The organism is Mesorhizobium sp. M1295, from assembly GCF_040318135.1.
Lineage (GTDB): Bacteria > Pseudomonadota > Alphaproteobacteria > Rhizobiales > Rhizobiaceae > Mesorhizobium.
In genome coordinates this window covers 18,976-43,881 of record NZ_JAMYLU010000033.1, presented here as the reverse complement: position 1 = coordinate 43,881, position 24,906 = coordinate 18,976, and the positions used below count along the sequence as shown (strand labels likewise).

The window sequence follows — 24,906 nt, the reverse complement described above, 5'->3', positions numbered from 1 at the left end:
GCTAAACACGGGGGCTGCGCGGCGGACACGCCGACGTCACAGCTACTGCCACGCCATTTTTGCAGAACTTGACGCACACAACTCGGCGAGGGCTAATTTGGGCCGTAGTGTCGAAGCATCGGCTTGTGGAGCCGCCTTCCAAAGCTTGATCCACAAGTCGCCTGTTGGCGCAGATGAGCCTACTAGGCCGCTCCCGTGTGCGACCTTTCCGCCCGATCGAGACGTAGAGCGCTCCCACGCGTATAGTCCGAGCCGATGCGCCCGCCGGCTCGGTCGTGCCATTTCAAGACACCCGCGGTGCTTTCCAGAGCGAACTTTCGCCTGTCGGAAGGAGTCGGGCGGATTCTCCCGTAGCCGACAATCTGCTTCCGGCCCCGAAACGGTCATTCCGGATGACAGATTGCGTGAAGCGGTCCGCGTGGTGCTGGGTGGCGCAAGAAGGATGGTTCAGTCGAAGAAGCCTGCATCCTCTTCCCCGAGATACTTCCTGGCTGCTTCGGCGTCGATATCGAGGCCCAGCCCCGGCGCTTCCAGCAGCTCCACCATGCTGTCCTTCACGATCTGCGACGGCAGGCCGATTACGAGATCCTCCCACCAGGGGTCGGAGGCGCTCGGGTATTCGAACGCGATATAGTTGGCGGGCAGGGTGGCGCAGACATTGATCAGCGCGCCGAGGCCGAGAAGGCCGTTCGCGGTGCCGTGCGGTGCCATCAGGATCGAGTGCATATAGGCGTGCTCGGCGACCCATTTGAGCTCGGCAATGCCGCCAATATCGGCCGGATCGGGGCCGATGACGCGCACCGCCTGCGTTTCGATCAGCTCCTTGAAATTGTGCCGCAGGTAGATCTGCTCGCCGGTATGAATTGGCGTCGAGGTGGAGGTGGTCAGCTCCCGATAGGCCTGCGGATTGACCCACGGCACATAGTCGCCGGTCAGCATGTCCTCGAGCCACATCAAATTGTACTTCTCGACCGCGCGAGCGAATTTGATCGCATCGGGCAGCATCCAGCCCGGGCCGCAGTCGAGCGCCAGGCTGACCTTGTCGCCCAGCACTTCCTTCATCGCGATCACGCAGTCGAGCATGTGGTTGAAACCGCGCTCGCTGATCACGCCCTGGTCCATGGCGCCGTGATGGCCGGCCTTCTTCTGCGTCACGCCGTAGTGAAAGCCCTCGATGGTGTCCTTCATGTCGGAGTGGAACGAGATTCCCTGCTTGATCATGAAGAAGTTCTGCGGCTGCTCCATCATCCATTTGACGTCAGCGGCGTAATCCTCCGGCCGGTCGCCCGTGCGTTTCTGGCGGATCGAGCCGTTATAGACGCGCACCTTGTCGCGCACCTTGCCGCCGAGCAGTTTGTAGGCCGGCACGCCTGCAGCCTTGCCGGCAATGTCCCACAGCGCATGCTCGATGGCGCTTACCGCCGCGCCATAGGGCTTGAAAGAGCCGCGTTGGCGGATCTTCAGCATCACCCGCTCGACGTCGGTCGGGTCCTCGCCGATCAGCGCCTCGCGGAAATGCAGGACCCAGGGCTTGAGGTAGGTCTTGGTGAACTCGACTTCGCCCAGGCCATAGAGGCCCTCGTCGGTAACGATGCGGACGATGGGGTGCCTGCCGATAACGGCACAGCGGAGGTCGGTGATCTTCATCTTCGGTTCTTTTCGCCTCAGCTCCAGGTGCGGTCCCAGGAATACTCGTTGTCCCAGTGATCCGTGGGCTGCCAGATGTCGGTGACACCCGGCTGCAGATGCTGCGAGATCACCTCGTCGACGACGTCGTCAATCCCCAGGCCCGGTTTGTCCGGAACAGTGATAAAGCCGTCCTTCACGAGCGGCTTGGAAACGCCGGCGACGATATCGTCCCACCAGTCGACGTCGGCAGAGTGGTATTCGAGCGCCATGAAGTTTTCGGTCGCGGTCGCGACATGTGCCGCGGCCATTGCGGCGATAGGACTTTCGGCCATATGGATGGCCATGGCGACGCCGTGATCCTGTGCCATGTCGCCGATCTTCTTGGTCTCCAGAATGCCCCCGCTGGTGAGCAGGTCTGGGTGGATAACGGAGAGGCCGCCGCTCTTGAGCAGAGGCTCGAAGCCCTCCTTAAGGTAGATGTCCTCGCCGGTGCAGATCGGCACCGTGGTGGCGGCCTGCAGTTGTCGGTACTGCTCGGTGTACTGCCATGGGATCACATCCTCGAGCCAGGCTGGCACGTATTTTTCAATCCGCCTCGCGAGGCGAATACCGTTCTGCAGTGAGATGTGGCCGACATGGTCGATGGCGAGCGGAACATCCATGCCGATAATTTCGCGAACCTCGGCAATGTACTGCTCAAGCAGGTCGAGGCCCTTGTCGGAAAAGTGGAGGCCAGTAAACGGGTGGGGGACATTATGCAAATCATACGCGGCATTGCGGGCGCGCCGCTCCTCCGTGGTCTTGACCGGGCCGCGGCCGGGGTGGACGCGGTACCCTTCAAGTGAGCCGGCAGGGGATACGACCGCACCGGGTACATCCGCGATCTGCATCAGCCCCAGATCCATCTTGAGGAAGGTGAAGCCAAGCGCCATGCGCTGCTTGAGGCGCTTGCCGGTCTCGGTGCCGCTCGGCACGGTCGCATCGGTATCGCAATAGAGGCGCACCTTCTCCCGAAACCGGCCGCCAAGCATCTGATAGATGGGCACGCCATAGGCCTTGCCGGCGAGATCCCACAACGCGATTTCGACCGCCGAGACGCCGCCGCCTTGCCGGCCGTGCCCACCGAACTGCTTGATCCGGCGAAACAGGCGGTCGATGTCGCAAGGGTTCTCGCCAAGCAGCCGGCTCTTCAGCATCAGCGCGTAGGTGGCGCTGGCGCCATCGCGCACTTCGCCAAGTCCGACGATGCCCTGATTGGTGTAAATCTTGAGCAGGGTTGAGGTGAACGGCGCGCCGACGATTTCGGCTACCCGCATGTCGGTGATGCGAAGCTGAGATGGCCTGGAGTTCGCGTTCACCCGATTGAGCGCCTCGTCGGCGCCACCTGTCTTTGCCATGACTTATCCTCGTTTTCGGCTTGTCGCCCCGTACCCTGGGCATAGAGTGTTGCTAGCCCAGCTCAATCTCGTGGGCCTGCAGATAGTCGCGGTCCATCTCAATACCGAGACCAGGCTTCGACGTCAGCTTGAGGCTGCCGTTCGAAATGTCGAGTGGTCTGTCGATCAGGTGATCGTATTTGCCCAGGTTCCACTCCGACGTTTCGAGTTTGTAGAAGTTGGGGACGGTCATCATCACCTGTGCTCCCGCAACCACATTGATCGGTCCCGCGGCGTCATGTGGCGAGACCGGGACGTAGTAGGCTTCGCATAGGGCAGAAATTTTCTTGAGTTCGGTAATGCCGCCGGTCCAGGTGACGTCGGGCATGATGTAGTCGGCGAGCTTGTTCTCAAGTACCGGCACGAAATCCCACTTCGTGTGGCCGCGCTCGCCCCACGAGATGGCGGTATTGACCTTCTCACGCACCTGCTTGAGGGCGTTAAGGCTCTCGGGCGGGCAGGGCTCCTCAAACCAGTCGATCTGACCGGCTTCCTCGAGGCTCCGACAGAGGCGAATGGCGGTGGGAACGTCGAAGCGGCCATGGGCATCGATGAGAATGTCGACATCGGGTCCCGCCGTTTCACGGATCAGAGCCGTGAGTTCGGCGGCTTCGCGCTCGTCCTTGCGGGTCATGCTGCCATCGAGGTAGCCGTCCCGCTGTTCGCGAGGCAGACCATCGGCGCTGCGACCCTGGTGCGGGTAAGGATCGAACTTGAGCGCAGTGTGTCCGGACTCGACAATGTCTAGAATTTCGCGGACCACGGCTTCCTTGCTCGTGAATTTGGCTTGGTTGGGATGGGTGTAGAGCGCGATTTCATCGCGTACTGGTCCGCCCAGCAGCTCGTAAATCGGCTTACCAAGGACTTTGCCCCGGATGTCCCAGAGGGCAATATCGATGGCGCTCACGCATTCGACGGCGGCGCCGCGGCTGCCCATGTAGGTGAAGCTGCGGAAGATCTTGTGCCAGAGATGCTCGATACGCGCTGGATCCTCGCCTGTCACGGCGACACCGATCTGCCGCAGGATCGTGCAGAGAGCGCGGTTGGCGAGCCTTGTGGTGGTGGTGATCTCTCCCCAGCCACTCACTCCCTCGTCGGTCGTCACTTCGACGAACAGGAACTCTCCCCAATAAGAAGCATCGGACTTGATCAGCCACGGCCGAATGCTCGTGATTTTCATCGCAACTACCTTTGTCTGAAAATGGTCAGCCTAACGATGTTCTGGACTGGATATTCTATCCGGCCCGAGCGGCGTTGCGCGCACGCATCTGTTCGAGAATATGCCGGCCCGAGCCCTCGACATGGCGGGAGACGAGTTCGGCCGCCTTGTCGGCCTCTCCCGCCTTTACGAGCGCGATGAGTTCGCGGTGCTCGCGCATGATCGCGGCACGTCGCGCCAGCGTGAAGTTGAAACGACGGCTCACGGCTCGCAGCACTTCGCGATGCTTCCACCAAAGCTCGGCGGCGTGGCGGTTATAGTGCCGCTGGTACATCACGGTGTGGAAAGCGGTATCCAGCTCACTGTGCCTGAATGTGTCGGCGAAGTTGTTCTCTTCAATCAGGCCTTGGAGACGTTCGAGTTCGGCAATGTCCTCGCCGGTAGCCATATTCACAAACCATCGTGTCAGGGCTGGCTCGATCAGAACACCGATCTCGTAGATATCCCGGACAAAATCCTGATCAATGGGTCGGACGCGTGCCCCGCGGTTGGCGACAAAGATGACAAAGCCTTCGCCGCGCAACAGCTGCAGGGCCTCGCGCACAGGATTGGTCGAGGTGCCGTGACGCCGGGCCAGATCGGTGACCACAAGCCGTTCGTTGGCGGCGAGCCGTCCCTCGATGATGTCTTCCCTGATCAATTCATAAAGCGAGGCGCCCTCGCTGGAGGCTCCGATGGGATCGGTGCCCACAGGTGGCATAGCTTTGAAATCGCTTATTTCGGCCAAGGCCGGCTCCCCAACTTAATACATACCTTGCCCGATATCACACACGGCTTTCGCAAACAATGTACGATCCTGCGCGTTGACAGGCAATCCATGATCTGAAAACGTACCAAGGGATCGGGAGGATACATTGAGCATCCTCGCGATCGAAACGAGCAAGGACCGCTTTGCCTTGGCGCAGGGCGGCATGGGAGAACCAGGGAGGATACCTATGACGAGGATTACGCTCGGCAGTGCGGTCCTGCGCGGCACTGTCGTCACTGCTTTGATGGCATCCCTGATGCCCACATCGGCGCTGGCTGCGCCACCGGTCGACCTCAGCAAGTGGTCGCCGGAATATGTGCGCTCCATCGCCGGCACACAGGATTTTGACACGGCGGCCGATTGCGCCAAGGTCACCCCGCTCGACTACAAGGGGCGGCTGACTTTCTGGTATCAGGGCGTGTTCGAGGGCGACCCCGACCTCCTGCGCCAGTACTACAAGGATTTCTTCGAGACCTTCCGCAAAACCTATCCGAACATCCAGCTCGAGGAACAAGCCCTCACCTATAACGACCTTCTCGACAAGTTCCGCACGGCGCTCCTGGGCAATGCCGCGCCGATGGCGGTCCGCCTGCAAATCCTGGGTGGTACCGAGTTCGCCTCAAAGGGCTATCTGGCGCCGCTCAAGCCAGAGGATGTGGGGTATTCGACCGAGGATTTCTGGCCCGGCGCCATGAAGGCCGTGACCTGGGAGGGCGTGACCTACGGCATTCCGACCAACAACGAGACGATGGCATTCATCTGGAACGCCGACATCTTCAAGCGTGCGGGTCTCGATCCGGACAAGGCTCCGGCAACCTGGGAAGACGTCGTCAAATATTCCAAGCAGATCCACGACAAGCTCGGCATTGCCGGCTACGGCCTCGTGGCGCGCAAGAATGCCGGCAATACGCCGTACCGTTTCATGCCACAGCTGTGGGCCTATGGCGGCGGCGTCTTCGACGAAGCCACCGCGAATCCGACCTATGAGCAGGTCCAGCTCGATAGTCCCCAGAGCAAGGCGGCGCTGCAAGCCTCCTACGACATGTATGTTCGCGACAAGTCGGTTCCGGTTTCGGCGCTCACCAACCAGCAGGCCGATAACCAGCCCCTGTTCGTCGCCGGCCAGCTCGGCATGATGATCTCGCACCCGTCCGATTACAACGTCATGCTCGACCTGCAGAAAAAGGCGACGGGCACCGACAAGGACAAGGCGCAGACGGTCATCGACAATATGCGCTACGGCCTGATTCCAACTGGCCCCGACGGCAAGCGCGCCGTCGTGTTCGGCGGCTCGAACATTCACATCCTGAAGCCCGAATATGTCGAGGGCGGCAAGGTAGACGAGCCTGCTGCAAAGGCTATCATCTGCATGTGGACGAGCCCTGAATGGTCGCTGAAGATGGCCTACGCCGGATCAAACCCAGGCAACCTTAACGGCTTCAAGACCAAGTGGATGAAGGAACGTCTGGACAACATCAAGTTCCTCGATGTCACGACCTCGATGCTGCCATACGGCATTCCGTTCCCAGCGCTGCCGCAGGCCCCCGAGATCATGAACATCATCATCCCGGACATGCTGCAGAATGCCCTGACCGGAGCGATGACCGTCGACGAGGCGGCGGACGACGCGGCCAAGAAGGTAAAAGACGTGATGGGCGGACTCTAGTCCAAGCCTGACCTACGACCTGACCGGCTGCGCCGCTGGCGCAGCCGCCTCGTTCCGAAGAATAAGGGCACGCCACAAGTGACGATCGTGACCGGCAAGGCCGAGGCTCGCCGAAGATTGCAACCCGGTACAGCCGGCACGCTGCGGAAGATCTGGGAGCATCGCGCGGACTACGCGTATGTGCTCCCGGCGATCGCCGTGATGCTCATCGTCATCGCCTATCCGATCTACTACACGGTCGAGCTGTCGTTCTTTAAGACACCGCCTGGTCTGCAGCTCCGCGACAAGACCTTCATCGGCTTCGACAACTACACGACGATCCTCACCAGTCAGGTGTTCTGGAAGGTCACCTGGAACACACTGATCTGGACGCTGGGGTCCACTTTCATCTCCTTTGTCCTGGGGTTTGCAACGGCGCTGGCGCTCCACCGCGACTTCATCGGCCGTGGTGTCTTGCGCGCTATCCTGATCATCCCTTGGGTCATCAGTGCCGTCGCCGCCTCCTATATCTGGAAGTGGATCTACCATTCGGACTTCGGGATCATCGGCGCGGTGCTGGTCGGCCTCGGATTGGCCGACCGGCCGCCGAATTTTATCGACAATGTCAGCACGGTGCTGCCCTCCCTGATCGTCGTCAATATCTGGCGCGAGTTTCCGTTCGCCATGATTATGATGATGGCCGGCCTGCAGACAGTCCCCGACCAATTGCTGCGCGCCGCAAAAGTCGACGGTGCCAGTGCATGGCAGCGCTTTTGGCACGTCACCTTCCCGCACTTGCGCAACGTCTCGGTGGTGACGATGCTGCTGCTCGCAGTGGCCAACTTCAATTCCTTCATCATCCCCTGGATCATGACCGGCGGCGGGCCGTCGAACGCATCGCATATCTGGATAACCCACATTTATGAGCTCGCCTTCGGACGGCAGCGCTGGGGCGTGGCATCGGCCTATTCAGTGCTCCTGTTCCTCACACTGATGACACTGGGCTACTTCTACGTCCGTGCGCTAAGCGGCAACGAGCGGAAAGAGGGCAGCGCATGAGCACGATTGCCGAGACAGCCTCTCGAGCCCCGACCCGTCGCCGCATGCGCGTCGACGGTTGGCGGTGGGCCGGGCGCATATTCCTCGTGTTCATGCTGCTTTATACTGCGTTGCCGATGATCTGGATGCTGATCACCTCGATCAAGTCCGGATTCGCGGCGACGCAATTCCCGCCGCAATGGTGGCCGGACGAGCCTACCCTCGCCAGTTACCAGAAGCTGCTCGATCCGCAGAACAGCGTCGGCCAGGATTTCCTCCGCTTCTTCTGGAACAGCCTTTTCGTGTCGACGGTTACGACAATCCTTTCGGTGATCGTGGCTGTCCCTGCGGCCTACGCGTTTTCGCGCTTCAGTTTCCCCGGCCGGAATTTCCTGTTTTTTGCCGTGCTGCTGCGCAATATGTTCCCGGCGGTGATCTTTCTCGTGCCACTCTTCATCCTGATGCGCGCGATCGGGCTGGTGAACACGCACGGCTCGCTGATACTCACCTATCTCACCTTCGGCCTGCCGCTGGCGATCTGGCTGCTCAAGGGCTTTTATGACAACATCCCGGTGCAGCTGGAGCAGGCGGCGCGCATCGATGGCGCCACACGGTTCCAGGCCTTCATCATGATCGTGATGCCGCTCTCGACGCCGGGGATCATCGCCACCGCAATCTATTCCTTTATCGGCGCGTGGAACGAGTACATCTACGCCTACACCTTCCTCTCCAAGAACGAGCAGTTGACCCTTCCGGTTGGCATCCAGCGCTTCTTCTCGGAAAATACGACGGACTTTCCGGGCCTGATGGCGGCCAGCTTCATGATGAGCGTGCCCGTCGTGGTGCTGTTCCTGGTCCTGCAACGATACTTTGTACGCGCCCTTACAGAAGGCGCGGTCAAGCACTAGGGAGTTGCCGATGGCCCACGTGGTCCTCCAAGATCTCGTCAAGAGCTATGGCGGCTTCAAAGCTGTCAACCACGTCTCGCTGACGGTCAATGACGGCGAGTTCGTTGCGCTCGTCGGCCCTTCAGGCTGCGGCAAGACAACCACGCTCAATCTCGTCGCCGGGCTGACCCCGATCACATCGGGCGACATCATCATCGGCGAGCGGGTGGTCAACGACCTCGACCCCAAGGACCGGGATATCGCAATGGTGTTCCAGAACTACGCGCTCTACCCGCAGAAATCGGTCTACAAGAACCTGGCGTTCCCGCTTCAGATGCGCAAACTCCCTAGGGACGAGATCGACAAGAAGGTCAAGGAAGCGGCGCGAGTGCTCGACATGACGCATCTGCTCGAGCGCAAGCCGCGCGAACTTTCGGGCGGGCAGCAGCAGCGCGTGGCCCTTGGCCGTGCCCTCGTCCGCGACCCTGCGGTGTTCCTCATGGACGAGCCACTGTCTAACCTCGATGCCAAACTGCGCGTGCAGATGCGGTCGGAGATCAAGCGCTTCCACCAGGACCTCAAGGCGACGATCATCTATGTGACGCACGACCAGCTCGAGGCCGTGACCATGGCTGACAAGATGGCGGTGATGAATGGCGGCTACCTGCAGCAATACGATTCACCGGCGCAGGTCTTTGCCCATCCGGTGAACATGTTCGTCGCCAGCTTCATCGGCAGCCCGGCGATGAGCCTTATTCCGCTGGAGGCGTCGACGGCAAACGGAAACACGGTGTTGACCGGCGCCGAGGGCTGGCGCCTTGAGCTCTCGCCGCGCAATGCCCAGAAGGTCGTGAGAGCGACGACCATGAAAGTCGTGCTCGGCGCACGTCACTCGACGATCAAGCTCCACAAGAGCGCGGTCCCCGGTTCCATTCCGGCCAAGGCCTACACCGTGGAACCGACCGGAGACGTCACCTTCGTGCAGGCGTTCCTGTCCGGCGCCATCGTCAACGTCAGCGTGCCGCCGAACATTGCCGTCTCGCCCGACGAGCAGATCTGGCTCGAGTTCGACCAGGAGCGGATGCATCTGTTCGACGGCGAAACTGAAATGGCCCTCAAAGCCAACTGAGATAGGGCCGATGCGTGTGGAACGTGGGCGTGGATGACTGAGAAGCTTAAGATCACCGCGATCAAGCCCTATCCGGTTTGGGTAGGAACGCGCAACCAGATGCTCGTCAAGGTCGAGACCAACCAGGGCATCTTCGGCTGGGGCGAGAGCGGCTTGAGCGGTCGCGAGAGGGCCGTGGCCGGCGCGGTCGAGCACTATCGCGAGTTTCTCATCGGTCGCGACCCGATGCAGATCGGGCGGATCTGGCAGGAGGTTTACCGCAGCCAGTACTTCGAAGGCGGGCGAGTCCTGCAGGCGGCGATTTCCGCCATCGACATCGCCCTTCACGACATCAAGGGCAAGGCGCTGGGCGTGCCCGTCTACGAGCTGCTCGGCGGCAAGCAGCGCGACCGCGTCCCCACCTTCGCCTCGACCGGCGACGAGGCCGAGGGCGATGTTGCCATCGGACGGGCCCGCGAACTTCGCGCACAGGGGTGGCAGGCGATCCGCTTCTTCCCCTTCGGGCAAAACAGCAAGGACATCTTCGAGCCGCGCGAGTCCATCGGCGCTACCGCGGGTATGCTGAACAAGGCGCGCGAGGCGCTGGGCGACGACGCCGTTCTCGGCATCGACTATCACCATCGGCTGTCGGTGGCAGAGGCGGCGAGCTTCTGCAACAAGCTCGGCCGCGGCGTGCTTGATTTCCTCGAGGAGCCAATACGGGACGAGACGCCGGAGGCCTATGAATCGCTGCGCACGATGACCGACATCCCCTTTGCCATCGGCGAGGAATTTGCCAGCAAGTGGCAGTTCCTGCCCTACATCGAGCGCGGCATCCACCAGTTCAACCGGCTCGATGTTTGCAACGTCGGCGGGCTCACCGAGGCAATGAAAATCGCTGGCTGGAGCGAGGCGCACTATGTGGACCTGATGCCGCACAATCCGCTTGGTCCAGTGTGCACGGCCGCTACCGTGCATCTCGCCGCCGCAGTACCCAACTTCGCGTGGCTCGAGACCAGGGCGCCCGAAACAAAGCTGGGCTTCGACAGTTCCGACTTCTTCCCCGTGCAACCACGGCTCGACGGGACCGATTACCCGGTCGGCGATCTGCCGGGGCTCGGCGTCGAGGTCAACGAAGTGGCGGTCCAGGCGCAGAGTTTGCGTTTCTGGGAAGCGCCTCACCTTAAGCGCCGCGATGGTTCTGTTACGAACTGGTAGTTCCATTCATCCGGAGTCGACAATGACGCATACTTCCGACATCACGCGGCCGCCTAAAGACCTGATCGACGCGCTGAGGGAGATCGGCGCCGCGACGGTTGCCGGCACGCTTGGCCAAATGGGCTTCCGCAATCCGCACATGGTCGGTCCGGTGGCGCAAAACCATGGGAAGTCGATCGTCGGGCCGGCATTGACGCTGCAGTTCCTGCCGCAGCGGCCGGACCTGTTCACCGAGGGAGAATATGCCGATCCGGAGACCCAACTTCACCGGCACGTGCTCTACCACGCGCAGGAGGGCGATGTGGTCGTGGTCGACGCGCGCGGCGACATGAGCTCGGGTGTCTTTGGCGATATGATGTCGACTTATTTCAAGGGCAGGGGCGGGGCGGGTATCGTCATCGACGGGTGCATGCGCGACCGGCCCAATGTCGAAAAGCTCGATCTACCCCTATGGCTGCGCGGCTGGACGCCAAACTATCATGTGCAGACCAGCATCTATCCCAATGCCGTCAACGTTCCGATTGCCTGCGGCGGTGTCACGGTGATCCCCGGCGACATCATCGTCGCTGACGACGACGGCGTGGTGGTGCTTCCCGTCGTGATGGCCCCGAAGGTGATCGAAGAATCACAGAAGCATCACGATTGGGAGGAGTTTTCGCGAGCCAAGCTCATGGAGGGGGGCCCATTGCAACGCTACTATCCGCTGCATGACGATGCCCGCGGGGAGTACGAGGAGTGGCGCAAAGCAAATCGCTTGGAAAACCCGAGTTAGCGCATCAACTACCTCGTGGCGGGGCCGGGGAGTCGAGTTTCGTCGTCGGGCGCCCACTGCACTGCACTGAACGATCGAGACGGTCCGGCTCCCGCCATCTCGTGCGGGCACCAAGCGTTACACCATGCGGACCTCCAATGGCTAACCGGAAGCCTCATCAGCGCCTAGAAGCTGACGTAGCACCGGGCGTTCGGCAGCCGAGTTCCGCGACGATCGACGCCATTGGCGAAGGCGTGACGAAGCTTGTACGGGCTGCTGCAGAGTAACCTCATGTATCGCCAAGACACGCCAGGAGGCGGCTGCTGATCCTTCTCGCAGCGCGGATCACCTAGTCTCTAGGCGCGTCGAAACGCTTTTTCGGCGTCCGCCGGTACGAGGCACGATCAGCCTAGTCTAGTTCGAAAGAGCTCCTGAAGGCGACAAACGGCGGCAGGCTTAACAGAAAATCAGATGTCGGTTCAATTTCGCTCGCTGTCCCCAATGACTAGGTTCTGAACCAGGAAGTCGATGAAGACGCGCATCTTGGCAAGTGGAAGCCGGGTCGCTGGCCACACCACATGAATCGGGATCGGCGGTTGTTCGAACGCTGCCAGGATAACCTCAACCGCCCCGTCGTCTACCAGGTCTCTTACTTGCCAGAGTGGTACCCGACCGATGCCCAACCCCGCAGCGACCGCCGCATGGCTTGCGGCGGCATTGTCGACGTGAAATCGCGCACCCACATTGACGCTCAGCTGCTTGCCGGCTTCCAGGAATTGCCATTTTCCAGCATCGCGGTCGGTGTTGCGGAAGATGCACTGATGGTTCGCTAGCTCCTTCGGATGTTGTGGCCGCCCGTACGTGGCGAAATACGACGGAGCGCCGAAAATGACGAGACGCATCGCTCCAAGGCGCCGGGCCTTGAGATCGTAGTCGCGGAGTTCCCCGATGCGAACAGCAAGGTCGAGTTCATCTTCAATGAGATCGACGAATCGGTCCGACAGTTTGAGGTCGACCTCGATCCTCGGATAGCGCTCCATGAAGCGGGCCACGACGGGTACCAGGTAAGTAGGGCCGAAGAGCACCGGCGCTCCTACTCTTAGGAGTCCGAAAGGTTCGGCACTGCGCTTGCCGGCTTCGGCCTTTGCTTCGACAATCTCAGACAGTGCCGGTTTCACCCGTCGATAAAAGTCGTGGCCTGCCTCAGTCGTTTGCGTGTTGTGGGTGGTTCGGCGGACCAATTCGACGCCGACGCTGGTTTCAAGCGCGGCAAGCGACCGGCTGACAGATTGCAAGGAGCGGCTGAGGTGCCGCGCCGCGGCTGAGAGATTGCCGCGCTCCACGACAGCGAGAAACGCCTCAATGTCTCGAAATCCGCCCATGATGATCTCTCAAATTTAGAGAGACGATATCACATTTTCCGCGCCTACCATCCGAAAAGCGGAACTCGATATTTCACTCGATGGGGCAGGGACGCCACCTCGCTACGAAAGGAAGAACTCATGTCAGAACCCAAGAAACGAACTGTTCTGGTTGTCGGTGCGTCCGGCCGCAGCGGCGGCTTCGTCGCGGCCGAGCTTGCCCGGCGGGGCATAGCGGTGAGGGCGTTGGTCCGCAGTGAGTACGCTGCTGCGACGGCACGCGCGAGCGGAGCGACCGAAATTGCTTCAGGTGACCTTCGAGATCCGGAGAGCCTAAAGGCAGCGCTGAGAAACGTCGACGGAGTCTATCATGTCGGACCGCCGTTCGTGGCCGATGAAGCGGACCTAGGCATAACCATGGTCAAGGCCGCAAAGCGTGCCGGTATCCGCAAGTTCGTTTTCTCTTCAGTTATCCACCCGGCGAACGGACTTGCAAACCACGCAAGCAAGCTGCCCGTTGAGCAGGCCATTCTCCGCGCGAATTTGGATTACACCATCCTCTATCCGGCGACGCTGTTTCAGAACATGGCAGCTGCTTGGAAAGGCGTGGTGGAAACCGGCGTCTTTGCCGAGCCGTTTGCGAAAACGGCGCGCCTGGCGCGTGTCGACTACCGCGACGTCGCCGAAGTGGCGGCCGAGGCCCTGACGTCCGACCGGCTCGCCTACGGCTCTTTCGAGCTTGCGGCAGAAAGTATGCACGATCGCGTTGAAATTGCGGGGATGATGAGCGTCGCCCTTGGCCGGCCCGTGGAGGCAGCCGAGGTGACGTTCGAGCAATGGACCGCTGTCGCGAAGCCGCCCTTCCGGGGGGAGCAGCTTGCTCAGCTCGAACGGGTATTTCAGTCCTATTCCGACTTCGGTTCCGCCGGAAACAGCCTGACCTTGCGTGCCATCCTCGGACGCCAGCCCCGCACGTTGCATCAGTTTTTCGAGGAACTTGCTGCAGCGTCGCGCGGGCGGCCGCGGCCGCCTGATCTCATCGACGCCTTCGGCCATTTTCTCGCAAAGAGGGTATCTCCGATGTCGGTCTCCCAATTGATCTTCCAACTCGTGCCACGGCGCAGACACGGAACGTCATCTCTCGATTACCCTGGCAGAAGCAATGCCTCTGCCACCGAGGGCCGCTTGGTCCCAGTTTTCACCGCCGCCATCGCCGCAATCGTATTGAGCCTCTATGCCTCTCAACCGTTGCTCGGCTTGATTGGGACTACATTCGAGGTTGGTCCGGAAATGGCGGGGTTGGTTCCGACCGTCACACTGCTTGGTTACGCAGCCGGACTGATCTTCCTGGTCCCGCTCATCGATCTGATGGAGAACCGTTGGCTTATCGGGCTGACACTTGTCCTCATGGTGCTTTCGCTGATTGCCAGCGCGCTTGCCCCAACGGCGGCACTTTTTCTTGTCGCCTCGACCTCCGTCGGCATCACCTCCACGGTCGCGCAGATGCTCGTTCCGGTCATCGCGAGACTGGCGGCGGAAAAAGATCGGGGCCGCATCGTGGGCACGGTGCAGAGCGGCATCGTGGTGGGCGTCCTCCTGTCGCGCCCGTCCGCAAGCCTGGCTGCCGAGTTTCTTGGATGGCGTGCATTCTATGGTATCATGGCCGTATTGGTTGCTGTGCTCGGCCTGATCCTTGCGCGCGTTGTCAAGGCTCATCGCCCGGCGACCGGTCTTCAGTACGGCGCTCTCATCGGATCGCTTTGGAAGCTGATCCGTGAAGAGCCATTGCTGCGCCGTCGCGTGCTTTATCAGTTCCTGCTGATGGCTGCCTTCAATATTTTCTGGACGGCGGTCGCCCTGAGGCTTGCTGAGCCACCATTCGGGCTCGACCAGATTGGCATTGCAGCCTTCGCACTGGTCGGCATACCCGCTGCGTTGATTGCGCCTTTCACGGGCCGGATCGCCGATCGAGGCTGGTCAGATGGCGCAACGCGATTTGCACACCTGTCGGCTTTCATCGGCGTCGTGCTCATCGGATTGCCAACTTCCGGCGGCTGGGGTCTCTGGGAGGCGGATCGCTTCCCCTGGCTGTCGCTCGCGGCGTTGGCCATTGGGGCGGTTCTGCTTAATCTCGGTACTGTCGCCGACCAGGTGCTCGGCCGCATCGCCATCAACACAGTCCGACCGGAGGCGCGCGGACGCATGAATGCGCTTTTCACCGGGTTGTTCTTCTTGGGTGGGTCGGCCGGCTCCAGTCTCGCTGGAGTATGCTGGGCCCAGGCCGGCTGGGCAGGCATCAGCGGTGCAAGCTTGGTCTTTGCCTTTGCTGCACTGATCGCCAGCTCTGCGAACTGGCATCCGGGGACACCTTCGGTGCCGGGGGAAACCTCAACAAACCTGTAACAAACGAATAGTCAGCTCGCGCCGAGCTCGCCGGTGGCACAACGACGCGCCATGATGTTTGAATCCGGAGCCCACAATATGCGACGAATGAGGCCATGGCGCGGGATGCGTTGTCATCTTACCTCGTACGATGCCACTTGGCCCCGATGGCGGGCTACCTTTTCGCGATTCCCGCAAACCCGCATATTGCACCAGCGACGTTTTCCGCCCCGTGAGATGTCTACGAAGAGCCACCCACATCGTGGGCACACGCGGAGCCTTGCGCGGGGTAGCGTAAAAAACGCCTCGATGGACAAGAACGCAAGGAATGCGGTCACCAAGGCTGGGTCTTCCCATTGATCAGACGCCAGAGCGAGCCGTGTCCCATCCCACGCGACTTGCTGGGCTCCCAACCTGTTTGCGGCGCGTGAGCATAAAAGACCAAGCTGTTGCGAGGGAGGCTCCAGATTTGAGGCGATCGCGTCGAAGAGCGCGTATGACGATTCCCGTATGTCACGAACTTCGTGGAGGAAGTGCCGATCCCGTATCTCGGCAACGGCCACTGCTTCCTGTTCGTCTGCCAACCCCGCGGCGAGCAACCACGTCCCGATATCGCGAGGGGAGTTGAAGAGTTCATTGTGCAGGGGCGGGTTTCGCCGGTCATACACGGCGTTCGAAAGGTCGAGGGCGGCGTGGCCGCCTATGAAGTGCTCTGGCACCCAGGCCGTGGGATCGCGCGACAGGGAACTTAACCTTTAATATTCCGTTACATGGTTACAAAACGTAACCGGATTGACCGATTTATCAGGTTTCTTCGCTCGCTGCAAACCAAAGACGGAAAACGGCCATGCTGAACGTTCATAAAGCCAAGCATCATACGGTCGAAGTGGACGGGGTGAACTTGTTCGATCGCGAGGCGGGGCGGCGCGATGCGCCCGGTGTCCTGCTGCTCCACGGCCAGCCCAGCTCATCGTACAGCTTCCGCGACGTCATCAACCCGCTGGCGGAAGTGGCACGGGTCGTCGCGCCCGATCTGCCCGGGTTCAGCTTCACGGAGGCGCCAGAAGACTATCCGTATACGTTGGAGGCCCTGGCGCAGACGATCGACCCGCTCAAGTCATGTGTATGTCGGGCCGGCGACGCTTCGTGCGCAGCAGCTGCCCTACATCCACACCGACGCCGACAAGCTCAGCTGGCGAAAAGAGGTGGGCGACAAGCTCGATCCAAAGGCTGACCCGCTGGCGGAGAAGCGAAAGGCGTTCTGGGACCGCATCGGCACCATGCCCCCGGCCCAAGAGATCAGCGAGCTTGAGGCCCTTGGATATGGCCCAGGCGAGGAGCGCTCCAACAAGTCCTTCTGCCCGTTTAGGTAAGTGGCCTCGCACGGAAGCATCAAGCACCGTAGCGGAAGGTTGCCTCGCTGGAGGATTGCTATATGGGAAAGCAACTTTTATCTGCTGCCACAGGAATCTTTCTATTCGTAGGTATCGGAACCGCCGCCGCTCAGGACGTCATCATTCAGCCTGAGCAAGACATGGTGATCCGGGAATATGTAAAGAAGAAGCCGATAGCATCCCTGAGCCTTCCCTGTGCTGAGCTCAACATTGGCACCGCTCTGCCCGACACAGTCAGAGCTTTACGAAGTGCCGGACGTTCAGTACCGCTATGTAGTTGCCGAGGGACGAACCGTCCTGGTTGATCCAGGTACCCGCAAAACTTTTAAGATCTACGACTGATTTTCTACCTGAAGCCCGCCGTGCCGAAAAGGTGCGGCGGGCTTTTTGCGTTCAGCCGATCCAAGCAACTGATCGGGAAGCCTTTCGTTTCGTAGAACCAAAACCGGTGACAATCGTTTCGTAACTATGGCGATCCCGCCTGATGGAGAAAACCATGGACTGGAACCGCGTGGAAGGAAACTGGAAGCAGGTCAAAGGCAAAGTTAAAGAACAGTGGGGCAAGCTCACTGATGACGATCTCGATCTAATTGCCGGAAAGCGTGACCAGCTCGAAGGCAAAATTCAGGAACGCTACGGCATCGAAAAGGACAGGGTCCGATCCGACGTCGATGACTGGTACAGCCGCCAATCATGGTAGCGGACGATGCGCCCGCCGCCGGCATACGGCGGCGGGCAGCCTCACGGAACGCGCGAGATGCCGCGTTTGGTTCCAAAGTCGCCAGGAGCTATGTCGGGTTCTTCATGCTTACTGCCATCAATACTTCCGGTACTCCGGCAAGCGACGAGGTCGATAGCTTCGTCATCCTGCCACCTTCAGGGGCTCGGTCCGAAGCGGTGTTGCGCGAGGTCGAAGCATTCCTGAAGGCCTGCTTCCCGGAATATGATTTTCTTGCAAACGGCTGCGGCACGCCGTTCGACGATGACTACCAAATCGTGCCCGACTTTCCTGACCCGTCCATCATGATGGGCATCGCTGCCGCTCTGAAAAGTTTCAGGCCAGGGCAGCCGCCGGCGCTGAACTAGAGGGACGGTCGCGCCGCCGGGCTTCCTTTGCGCCCCGCCATCAAAGACGAGGAACGCGACGGCTTTTCCGCTCGTTGATCCTTTATGCCCTCTACCTCGATTCGCAAAACGGAGTACGATCCCGAGCGGAAGGTACTTTCGGTGTGGTTCGTGGCCAGCGGCAAGCGGTACGAGTTTGAGGGTGTTCCGCCAGAGACCTTTGCGGCATTCAAAGCCGCGTTCGCGAAGGGCCGCGAGCGATAGCGACCCGGGATGACCTGACATGTCGTGGCGAGGTGGCGCTAAGTGCGACCAGTCCTTGGGACCTCGTCCAGGAGACTTGGACCTTTGCTCGGTGGCAACTGGCCGTCGGGAGTGAGCTTGTCCACTGCGTCAGGGAGTTCTCTTGTGAGCCGATCGAGAAGCTCGTCATGGGACAATCCGGTCTGCTCGGCCAGATCGTTCAACGTTTGCGGGTCGATTGCTTTTTCAACCTGCTCCCGCTGAACGGGTCGGTTTGATCCTTTACTTACCCACGAATCAACCTGGTCGCCGGCACCTGCATTCCTGAGGCGGTCCAGGATGTCGCCGAGGCCGCCGGGCGAGCCGGCACTATTGGGATCTGTCGATCTCTTTCCCGCGATCAGCTCGCCGATCTTGTCCTTGTTCTTGTAGGCAAGCAGGCCAAGCAACGCTATGGCGACCTTTCCTATGTCAAGGCTCATTTGTCGTCTCCTTCATCCAAAAGGGACAAGGCATGCGGCTCTGAAAGGTTCCGCCGGGTCGGATCTCCCACCGGAATTCCGGGCCAGCCTCGCACATGTTATATATTAGCATCTGCGGAACTTTCGGCCCTTTCGCGTGTTGGTGCCTGTACTCCGGCCAGACAGCAAATTGTGATCAGCTGTTGGTTGCACTTGGCCCGTCGGCTTCGGTCGGCGGGCTTTTGTTGTCTTGGGCAGAACCCCCGCCTGCGACGATGGTTCGATCAAGCAGCACCGTGCCGCCAGCCGCATAACGGTTCGTTAGGCATGTTGAGGCGGTGATGGGACTATCTCCAAACGTTCCATCGACCGTCTTCCAAGCGCTCGGTAGGCGGGCAGGCATGCATCATCTCCCAATGGGTGTCGCCCTCGCCATTTCGCTTGCATTCGGTATAGTCGTGACGGCGGTTGCCGGGAAGGATCAGTCGGAAGGCAGCAGCACGTGGTGCTCATCGGTCCTGGGCGATGTTCCCATGAGGGGCACGCGTCACGATGTAGAGGCGGAACCGGACATCGGGCACTCCGAGCCCTAAACAGAGGGCCGTAGCACCCCCTGGACGACCGCGGTGCGCTGAGCCTCGATGCCCAGTCCCGAGCGGCCTTACCGCCGCGTGGAGACACCACTGCGCTCGGCAACTTGACCTCCCCAAGGGTGCGCAAACTGCAAACCACCGTTTGGTGGCGCCAAGCGTCTAAGACCCCGGGCCCCGGTAAAAAGCGGAGCCAATGATTAGATGGCTCTAGTCGGGAACAAAGTCGAATATCCATGATTTTGTACGTTGCCCTGAGTGGCAGTACCGATAGCTATCCAACGGGTGTTCCATGGATTCTCCAACGTTGCCTCCGCCACCTCCGACTGAACTCAGCCAAACACTGAAACGCAATATCCAAGCGATTGAGGAGCGCCGGGCGAAGGAAGCAAGCGATGCAACTTTGGAAGAGAAAATCGCTGAGGCGATTACTTCTTTTACGGGCAGTATGCGTTTCGTGTACCTTCACTTGGCCGTGTATGGCGGCTGGATCGTCTTGAACTTGGGCTGGATACCGATCACTCCGCCATTTGATCCGACATTCGTGATATTGGCTATGGTAGCTTCCGTCGAGGCCATATTCCTCTCGACCTTTGTACTGATCAGCCAAAACCGGATGTCAGTTGCCGCAGATAAACGGGCGGATCTGGACCTTCAGGTGAGCCTGCTAACGGAGCACGAACTCACAAAGCTTACTGAACTTGTCGATTCAATTGCGGATCGGTTGAGTGTAAAACCAGCCTTAAGCGATATAGAAGTCGGCGAGATTAAGAGAGACATTGCGCCAGAAGCAGTACTGGACGAGATCGAATCGAAGCAGCGGGAGACTGCGAAGAAGCTGGACCAGCGCTGAAGGTGGTGACGAAGGTCACTGATGTGTCTCCCTCTAGCTCATGGATCGACGTCTCCTTCCGGCGCGCCCTGGTCTTCAGCCAGAAGATTGCTTCAGTGACGGCCCTCGACCTTCACCGCTCGCCTTGCGGTATAGGTTCTCGGCGACCCGTGCGTCGGCCTTGATGGCGCCGCTCTCGAGCTTATGGGCATAGGTCGCCTTAAACCTGCTCGTCTGTGGCGAGCACGCAGGCAATGTCGCCCGTGCTAAGCCCGAAGCCGGCCAGCGCCTCCACCCTACCCGCGAGGTTCATCTGAGCGGGCCGGAAGCAGGTCAATCAGAACGAGCGCGTCGGCACCGCATGGAAGACGTCGCGAAAGCCGCGAATATCACTCGGTCAAGCTCGACGATCCAAGCTTTCCTGCTCCGATTTATGCAAGCGTGGTCGATACCCAGACAAAAAACGAGTTCTCGCTCATCATTTTCCCGCCGCGCCGCAGAGTGATCCGCCCCAACACGGAGCCCCGTCGCAAAAGGCGGGCTTCGCCACGTTCAGGTATGACACTGCTTGGAGCTCCTTATCGGGTGCAGCACGCTACGCTTTGACGAGTGCCTTGCGCGCCTTCTTCACCGGCGACTTGACGGCCGTTGCGGTTGTTGTCGCCGCCGCGGCGCGAGCAGCTCGTTTTGGTTTTTCTGCCGCTGCTGGTGCGGGCGCCGCCTTGCGCCCGAGCCCAATTGATTTCGCAAGAGCCGAGCGGGTGGCTGCGTAGTTCGGCGCCACCATCGGATAGTCGGACGGCAGGCTCCATTTCTGGCGGTACGCGTCGGGCGTTAAATTGTAATGAACTCCGATGTGCCTCTTGAGGGATTTGAACTTCTTCCCGTCTTCCAGGCAGATGATGAAATCAGGTGACACTGATTTCTTGATCGACACCGCCGGCTCCAGCTTGACTGCGGCCGGAACGACAGGCGTGCCGATCCCTTGCAAAGCAACATAGGTGTCCCCAATCAGCTTCGACAACTCGCCGACCGGCAAGGGATTGTTCGACACGTAGGCGGAAACGATGTCGGCCGTAATTGATGTGAGATCAGCCTGGTTGTTTCGGTCCGGAGAAACGTTCATCGAGTTTTCCTCTTGTCTAATGGCACGCGTTGAAACGGATGAGCTGTTTATTTCGGAATCAGGCAAACAATTCGTCGTTTCCGCCAACAAACCTCATTCGTTGCAAATATCAACCGGCACGCTTCGCTTTCATCAGCTCCAGACAAGGTTGGGAGGCGCTCGAGGTCGGCAGCCTGCTGATGAAGCAATGCAACAGCAGCTTATTCGGCGGGGTCGAGGTCCGACACAATGCCACCGATCGGCAGCGGCAGGAACGAGGCCCAGATCACTGGGCCCGCTGTCTGAGAAGTGCCAGGTCAGCGTCCCATTGACGTCGAAGGCTACAGCCGGACCGGTCTGCGCGACACGCGCATGAGCCCGCGGAAGCAGCGGCGATGATATCGCCGAACTCTCGCGCCCTCGGCATCGCCAGGCAGACATCCCCGGCTGTTCGGGTGCCTCGGCGCTTCAGAACGGCCATCCAGCATCCGGAGTTGGTGCGCAATCTGATCGTGATTACGATAGCGTTCTGGCGAGCTTTTCTCGCTTGACGCTTTGCCACGGGTGCGTTTTTCTCTTGGGCCATGCTCAAGCCCTTGCTAGACACCGACGTTGCCGACGAGGCGCCTGGCTACGACGAAGAGCACCTGCTTACCTTTATCCGCCTGCTTGATGCTTCTGACGAAGGGGCCGATTGGAGGGAAGTTTCTAGGATCGTTCTGCACGTGGATTCGGACAAGGAGCCGGAGCGGGCCTTCACAGCCTGGCAGACGCATCTAGCGCGCGCGCACTGGATGACCATCAACGGCTATCGATATCTTCTTTCCGGTGGCGCGCTGCGAAGCCAGGATCTGGTGAAAGTCACCGCGATGAAGATCGGAATGGTATGGACGGCTCGTTTGAACGGCATTTTGAAGTCCCAAATTTCAGTAGCTAAGCAGCGGCGCGGGTATGATCTTTCACAAACCCGCGCACCGGGTACAGCCCAACCCAATTCCACGCCACTGGCGTGGTGCAATGCCTGATAGACCGGTCGTGCTGTAGAGTGCGGCGTGTTTTTCACGGTCGGTCGCACAACTCTTCAGCTTGGATAGGTGAGGACAGCGCCGCCTCGGTCCAATCCGATCTTCCGAGCCTCAAACTCGGTCCTGGATTGCGCAAGGAGATGTGGCATGGTTGGTTCTGATCGGATCGACAAACTGATCGCAGCGGTGCCCGCGGCCTTGGCGCTTCGCGCCGGGCTGGACCTCGGCATCTTCACCCGGCTCGGGAGCAGCGCGGTGACCGCTGACGGCCTTGGGGCCGCGCTCCAAGTCGAGCCCGATCGTCTGTCGCGGCTCCTCTACGCGCTCGCCAGCATTGGTCTTCTCGAAGTCAACGATGGTCAATTTCGCAACGGAGCCGAAGCGTCAGCCTTCCTCGACGCGTCCAAGCCAACCTATCGCGGCGGCGATCATGCCCTCCTGCGGGAGCTCTGGGGAGCCGACTTGCTGACGGCAGAGTCGCTGCGACAGAACCGGCCGGCTGCGCTGCACGACTTCTCCGAAGCGCGGGCCGAGGCCGCGGCGGCTTTCAGCCGCAGGCTCGCACCGGGCGGGGTGATTTTCGGCCGACATTTGGCCCGGGAGATGGACCTCTCGGCGATCAGTTCGGTGATCGACATCGGCGGGGGCTCCGGGACCATTCTTGTCGGACTTCGGGAGCGGTGGCCGCAGATTGCGGCGACGCTGATGGAGCTCCCAACGGTCGCAGCGGTCGCGCCAGCGATCCTGTCAGAATACGGTGCAGACGACGTGGTCGTCGAAGAGGGGGACATAACTGTCGCTCCATCGATCGGTCGGCACGATCTGGCGATCCTGAAGGCCGTCGTCCAGGTGCTTCCGCCGGACCAGGCGCGCAGTTCGATCCTGAACGCGGCACGTTGCCTCACACCCGGAGGCGAGATCGCAATTGCGGGGTGGGGTGTCGTCGATGACGACCGCCTCGGCCCGCCTGAGGGTGTCTTTCTGAATGTCACTTTCTTGAACCTCTATCGCCACGGCGAATCGTACACTGAAGGTCAGTATCGCGCGTGGATGACCGAGGCTGGATTCCGGGATATTTCGAGGTCGCGCCTGGCGGACGGCTCCACGCTCTTTCGTGCGCGCCTCACGGGCTGACCGTGGCTGAATCGTTGATTTTCGGACGCAGGGATCTCCGAGGCGCCCCGCGACTTGATTGCGGTTGCGGCTGTCTTGTCGCTGCTGCCGCCCGAGCAGCTCGTTTTGGTTTTTCCGCTGCAGCTCTTGCTGGCGCGGCCGCCGTTGGTGAACAACCGGGTGGCCGGTTCGGTACGCGCAGCAAACTCCCCCTCCGATTGCTGCATTGGTCGGTGGCACCGATCGCAGCCCGCTTCTGACGCCCGCCCTGATACTGCCGTATTAAACGCAGAAGCCTACCGAGATTCCAATTTACCTTTTTCCCAGCCATCTGCGGCAATGGACTCTGTTCCCCAATGTGCCGCCACGTGCGGATGGCTATGTTCGAAGTAGCGGCGTCCTAGGTTCGGATAAAAGGAGTGGCCTGATTTGTTGCGTGCGAGACCTTTTCCCATCGTGGCAAGGATTGCTTTTCTGGTCACACTGGCCGGTGTCCTCGTGCTCGCGCTCTCACCGGTGTGGCTTTTGCAGAATTTTGGTTTCGGGTTCACCTCTCACGATGACAAGCTCAATCACGCCGCAGCGTTCGTCGTGTTGACGGCTATCGGCAGTCTTGGTTGGCCAGAGCACAGAGCAAGGCTGATAGTTTTTCTCGCCCTTACTGGCGGCGCGATCGAGATACTGCAGGGCATGCAAATAATAAGTCGCGACATGGATATCTTCGACTGGTTTGCCGATTGTGTCGGCATCGCGTGCGGGCTCGCGATTGCAAGCTGGACAAAGAAATTAGCTGACGGCTTCTCCTAGAGGTCGCATCCTGGCAAGTACGGGCTGGCCGCGTAAAGTACTTGCGCGGTGAATAGGATTTGCGGCACGCTTCGCTAAAGGATTTCCGCGAGGAGAATGGGATGGCCGTAGCTAAGAAGGACTCGGAGTCCCGGAACTAGACGCATGAAATACGTCATCGCCTCGCTGTTCGGCGCCTTGCTGCTGTTCGGTTTCATCGCGTTGGCTGGCGCTGGCCACGGGTGGATCGCGGGCGCGTTGAGTTGCCTGCCATTAGCTGCGGTCTCGTTTGCCGCTTGGCTCAACGCACTGCGCACTATACCTTCACTCCATATCGCTAACGGATTGCTTGTTACCGCATGCGTCGTGCTCGTAGGTACGGCGTATGGAACGCTATCAGAAGGCGCACGGTACTTCCTTGATTATTGGCACCTGCAAGGTCCCCTGGCCGGGCCGGTTATCGCCCTCATCTATTTCAACTGGGTCTTCGCTTGCGGGCTCACGTGGTGGCGTCGCCGCGCAGAGACTTAGCTTTGCATCGCCCTCCCGGGAACCCGCTAGAGAGGACCGACGAGCAAGAAGACCATCGCTCGGCAATCGCAAGCTCCGCTTCCGTCCTCGCCTCTCTTTCTGGGTCCATATTGTCGGCGGCGATGAGCCGTCGCGGGGATTGCATGATTTCGCCTCGCGTCCATCCGGCCCAAGCAGGCAACCTACGATGGCTTGGAATCCCGGCCCCATGGCCTCCTGGCAGTATCTCGCGATCGGCACGCCGTGTCGTCTTGGCGGCGTGATCATCCTCGCTCCCTAGAGATACGCTTAGCCGGCACGCTACTCGATGATCTTCACAACCACGTTTTCACGGCTTGC

Annotated in this window: 24 protein-coding genes and 2 pseudogenes; 18 read left to right on the top strand and 8 right to left on the bottom strand. The window is 60.3% G+C overall.

Translation table 11 applies throughout. From position 1 onward, the window contains the following. Positions 1 to 447: 447 nt before the first annotated feature. From NKH29_RS29675 to NKH29_RS29660, 4 genes are read right to left on the bottom strand one after another with little or no spacing between them, the layout of a single operon-like run. Positions 448 to 1,647, bottom strand: coding sequence for a mandelate racemase/muconate lactonizing enzyme family protein (locus tag NKH29_RS29675; RefSeq protein WP_352915879.1), 1,200 nt, complete (start codon positions 1,645 to 1,647; stop codon positions 448 to 450). A 17-nt stretch (positions 1,648 to 1,664) separates the two neighbouring features. Further along, entirely contained in the window at positions 1,665 to 3,026 is a 1,362-nt protein-coding gene (locus NKH29_RS29670; protein ID WP_352718094.1) for a mandelate racemase/muconate lactonizing enzyme family protein, read from the bottom strand. A 52-nt stretch (positions 3,027 to 3,078) separates the two neighbouring features. Beyond that, entirely contained in the window at positions 3,079 to 4,245 is a 1,167-nt protein-coding gene (locus tag NKH29_RS29665; protein ID WP_023721828.1) for a mandelate racemase/muconate lactonizing enzyme family protein, read from the bottom strand. A gap of 55 nt (positions 4,246 to 4,300) precedes the next feature. Then, positions 4,301 to 5,011, bottom strand: a complete 711-nt coding sequence (locus tag NKH29_RS29660) for a GntR family transcriptional regulator (RefSeq protein WP_023721827.1) — start codon at positions 5,009 to 5,011, stop codon at positions 4,301 to 4,303. A 208-nt stretch (positions 5,012 to 5,219) separates the two neighbouring features. Here NKH29_RS29660 and NKH29_RS29655 point away from each other — a divergent pair, with 208 nt between their 5' ends. The 6 genes from NKH29_RS29655 to NKH29_RS29630 all read left to right on the top strand — a co-directional run bounded on the left by NKH29_RS29655 (position 5,220) and on the right by NKH29_RS29630 (position 11,700). Continuing rightward, on the top strand, positions 5,220 to 6,698 hold the full coding sequence (locus NKH29_RS29655) for an ABC transporter substrate-binding protein (protein ID WP_031194862.1): 1,479 nt from the start codon (positions 5,220 to 5,222) through the stop codon (positions 6,696 to 6,698). A gap of 78 nt (positions 6,699 to 6,776) precedes the next feature. Beyond that, positions 6,777 to 7,736, top strand: a complete 960-nt coding sequence (locus NKH29_RS29650) for a carbohydrate ABC transporter permease (RefSeq protein WP_023721825.1) — start codon at positions 6,777 to 6,779, stop codon at positions 7,734 to 7,736. After that, positions 7,733 to 8,623 (top strand): carbohydrate ABC transporter permease, encoded by an 891-nt coding sequence (locus NKH29_RS29645; protein WP_031194860.1) that lies wholly within the window; start codon positions 7,733 to 7,735, stop codon positions 8,621 to 8,623. Before NKH29_RS29650 ends, NKH29_RS29645 begins: the two co-directional genes overlap by 4 nt. A 10-nt stretch (positions 8,624 to 8,633) precedes the next feature. Further along, positions 8,634 to 9,731 (top strand): ABC transporter ATP-binding protein, encoded by a 1,098-nt coding sequence (locus tag NKH29_RS29640; RefSeq protein ID WP_023721823.1) that lies wholly within the window; start codon positions 8,634 to 8,636, stop codon positions 9,729 to 9,731. A 33-nt stretch (positions 9,732 to 9,764) separates the two neighbouring features. Beyond that, complete coding sequence (locus tag NKH29_RS29635; protein ID WP_023721822.1) at positions 9,765 to 10,928, top strand: mandelate racemase/muconate lactonizing enzyme family protein; 1,164 nt, start codon at positions 9,765 to 9,767, stop codon at positions 10,926 to 10,928. Positions 10,929 to 10,950: 22 nt separating this feature from the next. Beyond that, the gene (locus NKH29_RS29630) at positions 10,951 to 11,700 is read left to right on the top strand and encodes a ribonuclease activity regulator RraA (protein ID WP_023721821.1); all 750 of its coding nucleotides are present in this window, start codon (positions 10,951 to 10,953) and stop codon (positions 11,698 to 11,700) included. A 458-nt stretch (positions 11,701 to 12,158) separates the two neighbouring features. On the opposite strand, the gene NKH29_RS29625 is transcribed toward NKH29_RS29630, so the two are convergent. Further along, entirely contained in the window at positions 12,159 to 13,061 is a 903-nt protein-coding gene (locus NKH29_RS29625; RefSeq protein ID WP_023721820.1) for a LysR family transcriptional regulator, read from the bottom strand. 120 nt (positions 13,062 to 13,181) lie between these two features. Between NKH29_RS29625 and NKH29_RS29620 the strand changes: the two genes are divergently transcribed. Beyond that, the gene (locus tag NKH29_RS29620) at positions 13,182 to 15,443 is read left to right on the top strand and encodes an MFS transporter (protein ID WP_353001196.1); all 2,262 of its coding nucleotides are present in this window, start codon (positions 13,182 to 13,184) and stop codon (positions 15,441 to 15,443) included. A 113-nt stretch (positions 15,444 to 15,556) separates the two neighbouring features. Here NKH29_RS29620 and NKH29_RS29615 read toward each other — a convergent pair whose 3' ends face one another. Continuing rightward, positions 15,557 to 16,141 carry a CGNR zinc finger domain-containing protein gene (locus NKH29_RS29615; RefSeq protein ID WP_353001195.1) on the bottom strand — a complete coding sequence of 195 codons (585 nt, stop codon included), beginning with the start codon at positions 16,139 to 16,141 and terminating at the stop codon, positions 15,557 to 15,559. Between the two features lie 128 nt (positions 16,142 to 16,269). Here NKH29_RS29615 and NKH29_RS29610 point away from each other — a divergent pair, with 128 nt between their 5' ends. The 5 genes and pseudogenes from NKH29_RS29610 (at position 16,270) to NKH29_RS29590 (ending at position 18,145) form a co-directional block, all read left to right on the top strand. After that, positions 16,270 to 16,656 (top strand): alpha/beta fold hydrolase, encoded by a 387-nt coding sequence (locus NKH29_RS29610; protein WP_245278717.1) that lies wholly within the window; start codon positions 16,270 to 16,272, stop codon positions 16,654 to 16,656. Positions 16,657 to 16,857: 201 nt separating this feature from the next. Beyond that, positions 16,858 to 17,158 (top strand): annotated as a pseudogene (locus NKH29_RS29605) (DUF1236 domain-containing protein). A gap of 154 nt (positions 17,159 to 17,312) precedes the next feature. Then, the gene (locus NKH29_RS29600; RefSeq protein ID WP_031194857.1) at positions 17,313 to 17,516 is read left to right on the top strand and encodes a CsbD family protein; all 204 of its coding nucleotides are present in this window, start codon (positions 17,313 to 17,315) and stop codon (positions 17,514 to 17,516) included. A 104-nt stretch (positions 17,517 to 17,620) separates the two neighbouring features. Further along, positions 17,621 to 17,902: a hypothetical protein gene (locus NKH29_RS29595; RefSeq protein ID WP_352791887.1), complete on the top strand. Its 282-nt coding sequence runs from the start codon at positions 17,621 to 17,623 to the stop codon at positions 17,900 to 17,902. 84 nt (positions 17,903 to 17,986) lie between these two features. Next, on the top strand, positions 17,987 to 18,145 hold the full coding sequence (locus NKH29_RS29590; protein ID WP_023721813.1) for a KTSC domain-containing protein: 159 nt from the start codon (positions 17,987 to 17,989) through the stop codon (positions 18,143 to 18,145). 38 nt (positions 18,146 to 18,183) lie between these two features. On the opposite strand, the gene NKH29_RS29585 is transcribed toward NKH29_RS29590, so the two are convergent. Beyond that, positions 18,184 to 18,606 carry a YidB family protein gene (locus NKH29_RS29585; protein WP_023721812.1) on the bottom strand — a complete coding sequence of 141 codons (423 nt, stop codon included), beginning with the start codon at positions 18,604 to 18,606 and terminating at the stop codon, positions 18,184 to 18,186. An 861-nt stretch (positions 18,607 to 19,467) separates the two neighbouring features. Between NKH29_RS29585 and NKH29_RS29580 the strand changes: the two genes are divergently transcribed. Both NKH29_RS29580 and NKH29_RS32750 read left to right on the top strand, forming a co-directional pair. Further along, on the top strand, positions 19,468 to 20,028 hold the full coding sequence (locus tag NKH29_RS29580; protein WP_023721810.1) for a DUF1003 domain-containing protein: 561 nt from the start codon (positions 19,468 to 19,470) through the stop codon (positions 20,026 to 20,028). Positions 20,029 to 20,343: 315 nt separating this feature from the next. Further along, the gene (locus tag NKH29_RS32750) at positions 20,344 to 20,613 is read left to right on the top strand and encodes a DUF736 family protein (RefSeq protein WP_502907190.1); all 270 of its coding nucleotides are present in this window, start codon (positions 20,344 to 20,346) and stop codon (positions 20,611 to 20,613) included. On the opposite strand, the gene NKH29_RS29570 is transcribed toward NKH29_RS32750, so the two are convergent. Beyond that, positions 20,603 to 21,133: a Ros/MucR family transcriptional regulator gene (locus NKH29_RS29570; protein ID WP_023721808.1), complete on the bottom strand. Its 531-nt coding sequence runs from the start codon at positions 21,131 to 21,133 to the stop codon at positions 20,603 to 20,605. The genes NKH29_RS32750 and NKH29_RS29570 overlap by 11 nt on opposite strands. Positions 21,134 to 21,696: 563 nt before the next feature. Here NKH29_RS29570 and NKH29_RS29565 point away from each other — a divergent pair. From NKH29_RS29565 to NKH29_RS29550, 4 genes and pseudogenes are all read left to right on the top strand, one after another. Beyond that, positions 21,697 to 21,948 (top strand): annotated as a pseudogene (locus NKH29_RS29565) (DUF2285 domain-containing protein); the annotation flags it as partial. Positions 21,949 to 22,284: 336 nt separating this feature from the next. Beyond that, complete coding sequence (locus tag NKH29_RS29560; protein WP_353001194.1) at positions 22,285 to 23,271, top strand: methyltransferase; 987 nt, start codon at positions 22,285 to 22,287, stop codon at positions 23,269 to 23,271. Positions 23,272 to 23,679: 408 nt separating this feature from the next. Beyond that, positions 23,680 to 24,057 (top strand): VanZ family protein, encoded by a 378-nt coding sequence (locus NKH29_RS29555; RefSeq protein WP_245278716.1) that lies wholly within the window; start codon positions 23,680 to 23,682, stop codon positions 24,055 to 24,057. Between the two features lie 144 nt (positions 24,058 to 24,201). Further along, positions 24,202 to 24,567, top strand: a complete 366-nt coding sequence (locus NKH29_RS29550) for a hypothetical protein (protein WP_023721803.1) — start codon at positions 24,202 to 24,204, stop codon at positions 24,565 to 24,567. The last annotated feature ends 339 nt before the right edge of the window (positions 24,568 to 24,906 follow it).